Source organism: Citrobacter sp. Cpo069 (genome assembly GCF_030332785.1).
Classification (GTDB): Bacteria; Pseudomonadota; Gammaproteobacteria; order Enterobacterales; family Enterobacteriaceae; genus Citrobacter; species Citrobacter portucalensis.
Window position 1 is genome coordinate 202,960 of sequence record NZ_JAOWHD010000042.1, and the last position, 12,717, is coordinate 215,676.

Sequence of the window (12,717 nt, forward strand, 5' to 3'; positions counted from 1 at the left end):
CTGGAAACCGGTCCATCTGACGGGTACTATGCTGCGCTTTGCTATTCACCGCACGGATGCCTGTCGGTCTGCTGTATCAGGCCATTTCTGACCTGAGTGTAACTATGTCTGCAACTCAACATTCCTCTGCCGCAGTCGCTGAACACGCGACCCGTGCCGTGCTCCGCCAACCCCGTCTGCTGGTGCGCGAAACGCTGGCCGGTGTGGTAACCGCCCTGGCGCTGATCCCGGAAGTAATCTCGTTTTCCGTGATCGCAGGCGTTGATCCTAAAGTCAGTTTGATCGCCTCCGTCGTACTGTGCCTGGCGATGTCTTTTTTAGGCGGTCGTCCCGCAATGGTTACCGCCGCTGCAGGATCTGTCGCGCTGGTGATTGGTCCGATGGTGCATCAACACGGCGTGCAATACATCCTGCCTGCAGTGGTGCTGGCCGGGATGATTCAGATCCTGTTTGGTGTATTGGGAATGGCACGTCTGATGCGATTCATCCCTACGGCCGTGATGACTGGCTTTGTTAACGCGCTGGGTATATTGATTTTCTTTGCCCAGGTCCCGCATTTCTGGGGCAAAAGCCCGCTCATCTGGGGGCTGTTTGTCCTGACGCTGCTGATTGTGCTGTGGGTTCCGCGGTTTATTAAAGCAATTCCCGCACCGCTTATCGCCATCGTGCTGCTAACCGTGTTCACTGTCACCAGCGGGCAACTGTTACCGACCGTCGGTGATGAAGGTTCAATGAGCGGCGGCCTGCCGGGTTTCACCCAGTTGTTGGTTCCGCTCAACCTGCAAACGCTGGCGATTATCTGGCCCTGCGCGCTAAGTATCGCTTTTGTTGGTTTGATGGAGTCGCTGTTAACCGCCCGTCTGGTGGATGACCTGACGGTTACGCCGTCGAATAAAAATCGCGAGAGTGCCGGGCTGGGGATAGCCAATATTCTGGCCGGATTTTATGGCGGCATCGCCGGGTGCGCGATGATTGGTCAAACCATCGTTAACGTCGAGATGGGCAAAGGACGCAGCCGCGTCTCGACGGTTGCCGCCGGACTGGTACTACTCCTGTTAGTCACAGGGTTAAGCGAAGTGATGGCAGAAATACCCATGTCGGTGCTGGCAGGTATTATGGTGATTGTGGCGGTAAAAACCTTCAGTTGGCACAGCATCCAGCCCGCCACGCTGACGAAACTGCCCGTCACTGAAACGCTGGTGATGCTGGTGACCGTCGCTGCCACGGTTTCTACCGGCAACCTGGCGATTGGCGTGGTTGCCGGGGTGATGACGATGCTTATTCTACCGCGTATCGTCAGACGCAAACGGGCGACTACATCAGAAACAGCGTTGCCAGACCGAGAAAAATAAAGAAACCACCAGTATCAGTGATAGCGGTTATCATGACGCTCGAGCCGACCGCCGGGTCGCGCCCGAGCTTCACCATCGTCATCGGAATGATAACCCCCATCAACGCCGCCATCAGCAGATTGAGCATCATCGCCAGAGTCATCACACCACCGAGCGCCATATCATCGTACAGCCACCAGGTAATGCCGCCCATAATCCCGCCCCACACGAGGCCGTTGATTAGCGCCACGCCCATCTCGCGCAGGATGAGAAACGTCAGGTTCCCCGGCTGAATATTTTGCAGCGCCAGCGCGCGGACGATCATAGTGATAGTTTGATTCCCGGTATTGCCGCCGATACCCGCCACAATCGGCATCAACGAGGCCAGCGCCACCAGTTGCGAAATCGTATGTTCAAAACCGTCGATCACCCGCGAGGCGATAAAGGCGGTACAGAGGTTAACGGCCAACCACGCCCAGCGGGTTTTTACCGCTTTGGTAACAGGCGCAAACACGTCCTCTTCGGCGCTTAAGCCCCCCATTCGACGCAGATCGGTATCGGTTTCTTCATAGACAACGTCGACGATCTCATCGATGGTTAAACGGCCCATCAGTTTACCGGAAGGGTCAACCACCGCGGCGCTGACCAGGTTGTCGCGTTCGAAGGTACGCGCAGCGTTTTCGGCGATATCTTCAGGAGAAAAGGTGAGCGGGTCATCTTCCATCACCTCGCTGACTTTTCGCTGCACATCATTGAGTAAAATGCAGGTTAGCGTCAGTTCGCCAACCAGCATTTTATTGCGATCGGTCACGAAAAGTTTATCGGTGTTCTCCGGCATTTTCCCCAGCCGCCGCAGATAGCGTTGCACCACTTCCAGCGTCACGTCCGGACGCACAGTGATGACCTCGAACTCCATGATCGCGCCGACGCTATTTTTCTCGTAGTGCAGCACCTGGCGGACGCGCGTCCTCTCCTCTGCCGGTAACGTCGCCAGCAGACGACCGGTAAGGTTACGAGGCAAATGCTGCACCAGGTAAATCTGTTCATCGATATCGAGATATTGCAGCGCATCCAGCAGCTCGCGGTCGCTCATCTCATCGATCAGGTCGTCCCAGACGTTTTCAGACGCCTCAAGCAAGACGTTACCGCGCTTTTCATTTTCGACCAGTCGCCACAGGGCGTGGCGCTCTTCAGAGGGCAAAGCTTCGAGGGTATCGGCGAGGTCAGGCGGTGGCAGGTGGGCCACCAGCGCCCCTACCTCAGCAATATCGTCGGCTAACGTACCGACGTCATATTGCTCAGCCAGGGTAAGCTTGCCCAACAGCGTTGATATAATGGCTTTATCAGTGGTCAGCAGCCAGATGAGGCGCGCACGCTCTTCATCACGCAGTCTGGCGCTGTTTTTGTTTATTACGGACATTAATCATAAATCCATGATATGAAATATCATTAATCATGATGCCGATTTATGTAAATAACAATAAACAGTGCCGCCGGGTGGCTAAAAAACCGGCGGCACTGAAGGATCAGGCTGTGCGAGCCACCGCGTCGCGCGAGGCGGCGTCACGTTCATCGCCCAACAGTTCACTCAACTGTCCGTTACGCATTTCCAGTAGACGATCGGCGTGAATAAAATAGTGATCGTCGTGGCTGATGGCGAAAATGGTTTTCCCCATTTCCTGCATCAAAGGCAATAGCACCTGATAGAACTCCCGGCGGAAATGGGGATCCTGATCGGCAGCCCATTCATCCAGCAGAATGATGTCGCGCTCCTCCGCCAGGGCCAGCAGCAGCGCCACGCGTTTCTTCTGCCCTTTCGACAGCTTCAGATTGAGGATACGACCATCGCTCAGCTCCAGCTTATGACCCATCTTCAGATGTTCCAGCCACTTCGCGACCAGTTGCGGATTAGCCTCTTTACCTTCCGGCCCCAGCAGTTTGTCGAACAGCCAGACGTCGGTAAACACGGCGGAGAATAGCTTGCGGTAGTCTTCTGGTTTTTCAACGGCAACGGTCTTACCATCAAGCAATATTTCGCCTGACTGCGGCTGGTACAGACCGGTCAGTAACATCGCCAGCGTAGATTTCCCGCTACCGTTACCGCCAATCAGAAAGATCAGTTCACCGCGATGAATCGTCAGATTCACCGGCCCTACGGAAAACGCATTATCCTGATAGTGAAAAACCACGTTGCGCAGCTCCAGCGTTTGCCAGTTGGGAAACGCGGTTGGGCGTGGGAATTCGGCCTTAAAAGGTGCCAGTGCGAATTTATTCAGCTTGTTGAACGCCACCTGCGCGGTAAGCAGCGTCGGCAGCGCACCAACGGCAGAGAGCAACGGTGTTCGCAGGAATAACAGCGTCAGAGAATAGGTCGCTGCCACGGCGGTATCAGCCCATCCCAGACTGTTAGCCATCCAGAACACCAGGCCAATGGCACCCAGCATCATAATGTTCGACCAGTTAACCGCGCTCAGGTGGAAGGTATCGGCACGGATAATGTGGTGGCGATACTCTTTGGCATCCGGGACGTACATCTGATTAAAGATATGCTCGGCGCGCTCGCGGTTAAGCGTCAGCTCTTTGCGCCCTTCCAGCACCGTCTGATAATCGTTGTACAACTTGTCTTCAGTTTCGCGCAAGGTGGCCATGTGTTTATACACCCGCGCCACCAGCACAAATCCGCCCCAGATGGTGATTGCCATCCAGACTGCCGTTACCAGTAGCATTTTGGTCGACAGCATCGCCAGATACGCCGTCGATCCTATGGTCAGGATAATCCCCTGCACCAGCTCAGGCAGACGAACAAAGGCGATGGTGATGTTGCGGATATCACTGGTTAAACCGGCCAGCAACGAGGCGCTGCCAAGCTGTTCAATACGCTCGACGTGAGTATCCAGAATTCGTTTGATAAATTCGCTACGCAGGCGGTAGACAAAGTGGTGACCCAGCGTGGTCAACGCCAGCTGAGAACCGAGGGTGACAACCATCAACAACAGCAGCAGGCCAAGAAACTCCGGTAGCACCATCAGCGTGGTGTCGACCGTTTCGATCAAGCGCTGGTTGATAAACGCAATCAGCCCAATCCCCAACGCGGCGCTGGCGAGACTGAGCGCCATCACGCTGATAAATGGCCAGCGATACTGCCGCCAGACAAGAAGTAAAAGTTCCATGCACACAACCCGGACAAGTAATAACAGCCCGCAGTTTAAACATCTCTTCGCTGACAGCAATAATAATTCTTATTTTTATTCTTTTTTACCCGCCAGACGAAACGTCAGGTTGTAACGACAGTCTCCGGTTAATGGGTGATACCCTGTTTTAAGCGGCTGGATCCCATGATAAAACAGCCGCGAATTACCGCCCCACACCACGACATCGCCATGTTCCAGCAGCAAACGCTTTAAAGGGTCATTACGGCGCAAGCCGCCAAATTGAAAGATGGCTGGTAGCCCCAGCGATACAGAGACAATCGGCGCCCGCAGGTCGGGCTCGTCTTTATCCTGATGTAAGGACAGTTTTGCCCCTGGCGTGTAGCGGTTAATCAGGCAGGCATCGGGTTGAAAATCAGCATAGCCCGCCGCCGTCGCCGCCTGTTGGCACAGATCAGCGAACGCATCCGGCAGCGGCGGCCAGTGCGTGCCGGTGAGTGGATCAAACGGAGAATAAAGATAGCCATGCTGATCCGTCGTCCAGCCCAAATGGCCGCAGTTGGTCATCGCCACCGACATCGTATAGCCGCCGGGCGTCACCATCTGGCGAAACGGCGACTGTCTGGCGACAGCCGCTATCGCCTGAAGTAAAGTGGGCGCAGAGTCAAAAGCGAAACGTCGGAGAATAACCGCACCTGACGCCAGCGGCTCCTGCCAGGGTTTCGCATCCGCAAAGAGATCGAGCATTATGTTTCCTCGCCAGTAGCTTCCCGTTGCAGTAACTGCGCCTTGCGCGCAATACCCCATCGGTAGCCCGAAAGTGCGCCATCGCCACGGATCACCCGGTGACACGGGATAACAATCGCCAGTTTGTTGGCCCCGCAGGCACTGGCCACCGCGCGCACCGCCTTCGGTTTGCCGATGGCGCTGGCCAGCTGTTGGTAGCTCACTGTTTCACCGCACGGAATTGTGCGCAGCGCCTGCCACACCTGCTGCTGAAAGACTGTTCCCCGAATATCCAGGGGTAGCGATAGCGACGCGTCACGCGAGTTGATCGCAACGATCACTTCGCGCACGCGCTGCTGAAAATTGGCATCTGCAGGAACATCCTGCGCGGCGGGAAACAGCGCATGAAGATCCGCAACCAACGTAGCGTCATCATCGCCAAGCAAGATCGCGCAGATACCCCGCTCGGTTTCCGCCACCAGACAGCGACCCAGAGCGCAATCTGCGAGGGTATAGCGTACAGAAACGTTGTCGCCACCTTTACGAAATTGCTTTGCCGTCATGCCTAATGCTTGATCGGCTTTGCGATAGTAGCTGCTGCTGTCGGGGAATCCGGCATTGAGAATCGCCTGTGTAACCGGAACACCTTTCGCCAGGGCATCACGCAGACGGCGAGCACGCCATGATTGTTGCCACACTTTCGGGGTCATGCCCGTCGTGGCTTTGAACAGACGATGCAAGTGATACGGGCTCATTGCCACCTGCTGTGCCAGCTCGTCCAGCGTAAGAGGTGACTCTTGCTCCAACAACTGACAGGCGCGGGCAATTTTGTCCAGCCGATGCTGTTGCGCGCTGTGTTTATCCGGCTGGCAGCGCTTACAGGGGCGAAACCCGGCATCCTGTGCCTGCTGGGCATCGGCGAAAAAACGGACATTTTTGCGCAGCGCATGTTTTGCCCGACAGGACGGACGGCAGAAAATACCGGTGGTCTGGACGGCAAAAACAAACTGACCGTCGGCGTCAACGTCGCGATCCACAACGGACTGCCAACGGTCATCGTCAGTGATGCGTAAACGATTTTTCATTTCGGACTCCTTTGTTAAGCATAGCGCTTAGCCTCAGTGTGTCCCCATCGTCGGGCATAAAAACCCGCAATCTTGCTTTTTAATTTTTTTCGCTGACCAGAAAGCTATTAAACTGCGGCGACATCCAGGTTTTAAACCCCTCACCCTCTTTCACAATCATATAGACCGCCAGCCCTTCACGACGCACGACTTCTTTGGCCTTTTCCGGGCCAAGCACCATCAATCCTGTATCCCAGCCATCGGCTTCCAGCGCCGTTGGCGAAATCACCGTTACGGACACCAGATTATGTTCGATCGGGCGACCGGTTTGTGGATCGATAACATGGGAAAGGCGCTTACCGTCCAGCTCATAATAGTTCCGGTAGCTGCCGGAGGTGCTAATGCCGTGCCCGTTAATGTCGACAATCGCCTGCACCGCGTTTTCGCGATCGGTGGGTTTCTGGATCGCCACTCGCCACGGATGCCCTTCAGCATTCATTCCCCTGCTGTTCAGTGCACCACCAACGGAAACCAGATAACGGGCGATCCCCTCTTGCTCCATCAATCGAGCCAGATGATCGGCGGCGTACCCTTCACCAACGGTCGAGAGATCAACATACAGATCCGGCAAGTCTTTTTGCAGGTAGTTCTGATGCGCTTCATTCACAACTTTCAGATGAGAAAGCCCGGTTTGCGCTTTTGCAGCGTCAATTTGCGCTTGGGTGGGAATATGCAACGGCTGCTGATCCGGGCCAAAGCCCCACAGGTTGACTAACGGCCCCACGGTGATATCCATGGCCCCATCGGTTTTTGCACCAATGCGTAGCGCCGAAGTCACGATATCCGCCATGGCGTCGTTAACCGGCCACGGCGACAGGCTTTTCGACAGGTTAAAGCGCATTAACGCAGAATCGTTTTTATAGGTGGAGAGCAGTTGATCATCGGCATCAAGCTGAGTCTGGATCTTGGCCTGCAGTTCCCTGGCGCGTTTGTCATCTACGCCTACCACACTGACCCGCCAGAAAGTACCCATCGTTTTACCTTCCAGAACCGTGGCAGGAATTGTGGTCTGAGCAGATTTCGGGGCCTCATCGCACCCGACAAAAAAGATCGTCACAGCCAGCAGTGCTGCGCGATAAAAATTCATTTCCATACGTAATTATCCTCATGCGAACGGGCGCAAGAGTACACCAAAAATCGTTGTTTGTACGGCGAAAAAACGGCATTAAAAAAGGCCCCGCAGGGCCTTTGATAGACATAATGTAGATTAGAACTGGTAAACCAGACCCAGTGCTACGATGTCATCGGTGCTGATGCCAGCATCACGAGTGAACTGGTTGTCATCCAGCAGGTTGATTTTGTAATCAACATAGGTGGACATGTTTTTGTTGAAGTAGTAGGTCGCGCCAACATCAACATATTTCAGGATATCTTCGTCGCCATAGCCGCGGCCCAGGTCTTTACCTTTGGACTGCAGGTAAGCCACGGACGGACGCAGACCGAAGTCGAACTGGTACTGTGCAACAGCTTCAAAGTTCTGTGCTTTGTTAGCCCAGCCCAGAGAGCCTGCACGCGTTGCGTTGTAGGTCTGGGTGTACTGTGCTGCCAGGTACACGTTGTTCGCGTCGTATTTCAGACCACCAGTGTAGGTTTCAGCACGGTCGCCGGTACCGAAGTTCAAACGGTTCTGCTCGTCAGTACGTTTGGAGCTGGTGACAGCAGTACCCAGCGCGAAGCCTTCACCGATATCATAAGTGATTGATCCACCAACGCCGTCGCCATTCTGACGCAGTGCATCACGACCGTTGCCGGTCACACCAGTCATACCTTCGCCTTCCGGGCTACCGTTTTTACCCTGGTACTGCAGGGCAAAGTTCAGGCCATCAACCAGACCGAAGAAGTCGGTGTTACGGTAGGTCGCGAAGCCGTTACCACGCTGCTGCATGAAGTTGTCAGAACCGTAGGTGTCGCCGCCGAATTCTGGCAGAACGTCGGTCCAGGACGTTACGTCGTAAACTACGCCGTAGTTACGACCGTAGTCGAAAGAGCCTACGTCAGCGAATTTCAGACCCGCAAACGCCACACGAGTCCAGGAGTTGTTCTCAGACTCAGGCGCGTTACCCTGAATCTGGTATTCCCACTGGCCGTAACCGGTCAGTTGGTCGTTAACCTGAGTTTCGCCTTTGAAGCCGATACGCATATAGGTCTGATCACCATCTTTAGAAGAGTCATCAGAGAAATAGTGCAGACCGTCGACTTTACCGTACAGATCTAATTTGTTGCCGTCTTTGTTATAAATTTCAGCCGCATTCGCTGCGCCTGCTACCAGCAGTGCTGGTACCAGGAGGGACAGTACTTTAACTTTCATGTTATTAACCCTCTGTTATATGCCTTTATTGCTTTTTTATGCCACTGCATACTGATTAAGGTCATTAACCAGTCGGCAACTTCATTCTCCGCAAAAACACAGAATAATCCAACACGAATATGATACTAAAACTTTTAAGGTGTTTCATTTGTCGGTATAGATGTTTCAAAATATTAATATGAGGGAACTTTTTTAAAATCAAAAAACAGGCAAAATAAGCACAAATAATCAAGAATCATTTTAATTTCCTTTAAAATCAACTCATTACACAAAAGCACCTTATAGCACTGAATGACAAAACAAAATCTTCACTCGCAACTAAAATAGACCCGCTATCATCATTAACTTTATTTATTACCGTCATTCATTTATGAATGTCTGTTTACCCCTATTTCAGCCGAATGCTCTGCGTTCGGTTTTTTTTTACCCTTCTTTACACAAAACTTACCTTTCCGTGCTACCGATGCAAAACTATAACGACTATTAACTATCTCGGGTGTCACGATCAGATATAAGTTTGATAAATAATTTCTTGTTATTTGATGCTAAATGTATACATTCCGTACGAATATTTGTACCCGCCTTTATCTTCTGTACACCTTTGCATCGTAATGGCTGCAACAAAATCAGGCGCAAAGAATGGAGGCCAGGCGGCGTGGTGTAAGTGTGGTAATTCATACATTACCCTTTATACTGCCCTTTCATCTTTCGCGTCGTTTAACAGGTCATAAACACGAATGAGTCAGTCTGACACAACGGTTTCCACCCGATTCTCCCTGTTGCCAGGAAGTATTACCCGTTTCTTCTTATTACTGATCGTTGTGCTGTTGGTGATGATGGGTGTTATGGTCCAGAGCGCCGTCAACACCTGGTTAAAAGATAAGAGCTATCAGATTGTTGATATTACCCATGCCATTCATAAAAGGGTCGATACCTGGCGATACGTGACCTGGCAAATCTATGACAATATTGCCGCTACAACCAGTTCACCAGGCGCAGATGGGCTACAGGAAACGCGTCTGAAACAAGATATCTATTATCTTGAGAAACCCCGCAGAAAGACCGAGGCGCTGATTTTTGGCTCGCATGACAGTTCTACACTGGAAATGACCCAGCGCATTTCAACGTATCTGGACACGTTGTGGGGCGCAGAGAATGTCCCATGGTCAATGTATTACCTGAATGGTCAGGATAACAGCCTGATCCTAATCTCAACGTTACCACTGAAAGATCTGACCTCCGGTTTTAAAGAATCGACGATTGGGAATATTGTCGATTCCCGGCGAGCTGAGATGCTGCAACAGGCTAATGCGCTAGATGAACGTGAAAGCTTCTCTTCACTGCGCCGTCTGGCCTGGCAGAACGGGCATTACTTCACGCTACGCACGACCTTTAATCAGCCAGGACATCTGGCAACGGTTGTCGCCTTTGACCTGCCGATTAATGACTTGATCCCGCCCGGTATGCCGCTGGACAGTTTCCATCTGGAACCTGATGCCACCTCAACGACCGAGCACCTGAATGAAAAAGAGTCGCCTGACAGCGTCAGCATTAATTTCAACAACAGTAAAATTGAGATCTCTTCGGCGCTAAACTCAACGGATATGCGGCTGGTGTGGCAGGTTCCGTTTGGCTCATTGCTACTCGACACATTGCAAAGCATTCTGCTACCGCTTTTGCTGAACATTGCGTTACTGGCTCTGGCGCTGTTTGGCTATACCACCTTTCGCCACCTCCCTGCCCGTTCCACCCAGGTGGCGCCAAACCTTGCGGCAAATAATGAGCTGCGCGTTCTGCGCGCAATCAATGAAGAGATTGTTTCCCTTCTGCCGCTGGGATTACTGGTACACGATCAGGAAGCAAACCGCACGGTTATCAGCAATAAAATTGCCGACCACCTGCTGCCACATTTAAATCTGCAAAACATTACCAATATGGCAGAGCAGCATCAGGGAGTGATTCAGGCCACCATCAATAATGAACTGTATGAGATCAGACTGTTTCGCAGCCAGATCTCCCCGAGAACGCAGATCTTTATCATTCGTGACCAGGACCGCGAGGTGCTGGTCAATAAGAAGCTGAAACAAGCACAGCGGCTGTATGAGAAAAACCAGCAGGCCCGCGCGGCCTTTATGCAGAATATTGGCAGCGCGCTGAAAGACCCCGCGAAAACGCTGGCTGCTAATGCCGCCGCGCTCAATACACCAGACAGCCAGAAACTGGCCAATCAGGCCGACGTTCTGGTGCGAATGGTGGACGAAATCCAGCTAGCCAACCTGCTGGAGAACGATGCCTGGAAAGGTGAATCCACACTGTTTTCCGTGCAGGCATTAATTGACGACGTGGTTCCGGAGGTTCTACCGGCTATTAAGCGTAAAGGGCTGCAGTTACTGATTAAAAATCACCTAAGCGCCCATGACGAACGCCGTGGCGATCGCGATGCCTTGCGCCGTATTTTGCTGCTGTTGATCCAATATGCGGTAACTACCACTCAGATTGGTAAAATCACGCTGGAAGTCGACCAGGATGAGTCGGAGGCCGAACGCCTGACCTTCCGCATTCTGGATACCGGGGAAGGCGTCACATTAAATGAAGTTGATAATCTCCATTTCCCATTCATTAATGACACGCAGGGCGATCGATACGGCAAGGCCAACCCGCTGACGTTCTGGTTGTGCGATCAGTTAGCCCGTAAGCTTGGCGGACACCTGAATATCAAAGCGCGGGAAGAACTTGGAACACGTTACATCGTCCATGTTAAAATGCCGCTGCACGATCAACATGCTGACAGTGAAGAGCGCCTGTTGGATGACGTCTGCGTAATGGTTGATGTCACCTCAAATGACGTACGGAGCATTGTATTACGTCAGCTGGAAAACTGGGGGGCAACCTGCATCACGCCTGATGAACGGTTGAATAGTCAAGAATATGATCTCTTTTTAACGGATAATCCGTCTAATCTTACTGCCTCGGGCTTGCTTTTAAGCGATGATGAGTCTGGCGTACGGAAAATTGGCCCCGGTCAGCTGCGCGTCAACTTTAATATGAGCAATGCTATGCAGGAAGCTGTCCTTGAGCTGATTGAAGAGCAGCTGGCACAAGAAGAGTTCCAGGAACTCCCCCTCGGCGGAGATGAAAACGCCGAACTTCATGCCAGTGGTTACTACGCTCTCTTTGTAGACACAGTACCGGATGATGTTAAGAGGTTGTATACTGAGGCGGCTATCAGCGATTTCGCTGCATTAGCCCAAACGGCCCATCGCCTGAAAGGCGTGTTTGCCATGCTTAATCTGGTACCCGGCAAGCAGTTATGTGAAGCGCTGGAACATCTTATTCAAGAGAAAGATGCTCCAGGTATAGAAAAATACATCAGCGACATTGACGCATACGTCAAGAGCTTGCTGTAGCAAGGTAGCCCAATACATGAACACTATGAACGTAATTATTGCCGATGACCACCCGATTGTACTGTTCGGTATTCGTAAATCACTTGAACAGATCGAGTGGGTAAATGTTGTCGGCGAATTTGAAGACTCCACAGCACTGATCAACAATTTGCCTAAGTTAGATGCTCATGTGTTGATTACCGACCTCTCCATGCCGGGAGATAAATACGGTGATGGGATCACGTTAATTAAATACATCAAGCGCCATTTCCCGAGCCTGTCGATTATCGTTCTGACCATGAACAACAATCCGGCTATCCTGAGCGCGGTACTGGATCTCGATATTGAAGGGATCGTACTGAAGCAAGGTGCGCCTACCGACCTGCCAAAAGCGCTGGCCGCGCTGCAGAAAGGTAAGAAATTTACCCCAGAAAGCGTGTCTCGTCTGCTGGAGAAAATCAGCGCCAGCGGCTATGGCGACAAACGTCTGTCACCGAAAGAGAGTGAAGTTCTGCGCTTGTTTGCCGAAGGTTTCCTGGTTACTGAGATCGCCAAAAAGCTCAACCGCAGCATTAAAACCATCAGTAGCCAGAAAAAATCGGCAATGATGAAGCTCGGTGTGGAAAACGATATCGCACTGCTGAATTACCTCTCCTCCGTGACGCTGAGTCCGTCAGACAAAGAGTAATTCTT

9 protein-coding genes are annotated in these 12,717 nt (G+C 52.3%); 3 read left to right on the plus strand and 6 right to left on the minus strand.

Going from position 1 to position 12,717, the window contains the following annotated elements; all coding sequences use genetic code 11:
- Positions 1-104: 104 nt before the first annotated feature.
- Positions 105-1,352, plus strand: coding sequence for a SulP family inorganic anion transporter (locus OGY08_RS05480; protein ID WP_100272890.1), 1,248 nt, complete (start codon positions 105-107; stop codon positions 1,350-1,352).
- On the opposite strand, the gene mgtE is transcribed toward OGY08_RS05480, so the two are convergent.
- The 6 genes from mgtE to OGY08_RS05510 form a co-directional block, all read right to left on the minus strand.
- Positions 1,315-2,751 (minus strand): magnesium transporter, encoded by a 1,437-nt coding sequence (gene mgtE, locus OGY08_RS05485; protein WP_071444658.1) that lies wholly within the window; start codon positions 2,749-2,751, stop codon positions 1,315-1,317. The genes OGY08_RS05480 and mgtE overlap by 38 nt on opposite strands.
- A 106-nt stretch (positions 2,752-2,857) precedes the next feature.
- On the minus strand, positions 2,858-4,501 hold the full coding sequence (locus OGY08_RS05490) for a multidrug ABC transporter permease/ATP-binding protein (RefSeq protein ID WP_125362694.1): 1,644 nt from the start codon (positions 4,499-4,501) through the stop codon (positions 2,858-2,860).
- 75 nt (positions 4,502-4,576) lie between these two features.
- Positions 4,577-5,227, minus strand: coding sequence for a DNA oxidative demethylase AlkB (gene alkB, locus OGY08_RS05495; protein WP_125362695.1), 651 nt, complete (start codon positions 5,225-5,227; stop codon positions 4,577-4,579).
- Positions 5,227-6,291: a bifunctional DNA-binding transcriptional regulator/O6-methylguanine-DNA methyltransferase Ada gene (gene ada / locus OGY08_RS05500; protein ID WP_125362696.1), complete on the minus strand. Its 1,065-nt coding sequence runs from the start codon at positions 6,289-6,291 to the stop codon at positions 5,227-5,229. The genes alkB and ada overlap by 1 nt, the downstream gene beginning before the upstream one ends.
- A gap of 79 nt (positions 6,292-6,370) precedes the next feature.
- Positions 6,371-7,423 (minus strand): FAD:protein FMN transferase ApbE, encoded by a 1,053-nt coding sequence (gene apbE / locus OGY08_RS05505; protein WP_125362697.1) that lies wholly within the window; start codon positions 7,421-7,423, stop codon positions 6,371-6,373.
- 114 nt (positions 7,424-7,537) lie between these two features.
- On the minus strand, positions 7,538-8,638 hold the full coding sequence (locus tag OGY08_RS05510; protein WP_057066398.1) for a porin OmpC: 1,101 nt from the start codon (positions 8,636-8,638) through the stop codon (positions 7,538-7,540).
- Positions 8,639-9,375: 737 nt separating this feature from the next.
- On the opposite strand from OGY08_RS05510, the gene rcsD reads away from it, so the two are divergent.
- Together rcsD and rcsB are read left to right on the plus strand one after the other, a co-directional pair.
- Positions 9,376-12,045, plus strand: a complete 2,670-nt coding sequence (gene rcsD / locus OGY08_RS05515) for a phosphotransferase RcsD (protein WP_125362698.1) — start codon at positions 9,376-9,378, stop codon at positions 12,043-12,045.
- Positions 12,046-12,061: 16 nt separating this feature from the next.
- The gene (rcsB, locus tag OGY08_RS05520; RefSeq protein WP_003027592.1) at positions 12,062-12,712 is read left to right on the plus strand and encodes a response regulator transcription factor RcsB; all 651 of its coding nucleotides are present in this window, start codon (positions 12,062-12,064) and stop codon (positions 12,710-12,712) included.
- Positions 12,713-12,717 lie beyond the last annotated feature (5 nt).

What these genes read in the sequence shown, in the direction of transcription:
- alkB (WP_125362695.1), bottom strand. Translation starts at nt 5,227, where the DNA reads ATGCTCGATCTCTTTGCGGATGCGAAACCCTGGCAGGAGCCGCTGGCG.
- rcsB (WP_003027592.1), top strand. Translation starts at nt 12,062, where the DNA reads ATGAACACTATGAACGTAATTATTGCCGATGACCACCCGATTGTACTG.
- rcsD (WP_125362698.1), top strand. Translation starts at nt 9,376, where the DNA reads ATGAGTCAGTCTGACACAACGGTTTCCACCCGATTCTCCCTGTTGCCA.
- OGY08_RS05510 (WP_057066398.1), bottom strand. Translation starts at nt 8,638, where the DNA reads ATGAAAGTTAAAGTACTGTCCCTCCTGGTACCAGCACTGCTGGTAGCA.
- OGY08_RS05490 (WP_125362694.1), bottom strand. Translation starts at nt 4,501, where the DNA reads ATGGAACTTTTACTTCTTGTCTGGCGGCAGTATCGCTGGCCATTTATC.
- OGY08_RS05480 (WP_100272890.1), top strand. Translation starts at nt 105, where the DNA reads ATGTCTGCAACTCAACATTCCTCTGCCGCAGTCGCTGAACACGCGACC.
- apbE (WP_125362697.1), bottom strand. Translation starts at nt 7,423, where the DNA reads ATGGAAATGAATTTTTATCGCGCAGCACTGCTGGCTGTGACGATCTTT.
- ada (WP_125362696.1), bottom strand. Translation starts at nt 6,291, where the DNA reads ATGAAAAATCGTTTACGCATCACTGACGATGACCGTTGGCAGTCCGTT.
- mgtE (WP_071444658.1), bottom strand. Translation starts at nt 2,751, where the DNA reads ATGTCCGTAATAAACAAAAACAGCGCCAGACTGCGTGATGAAGAGCGT.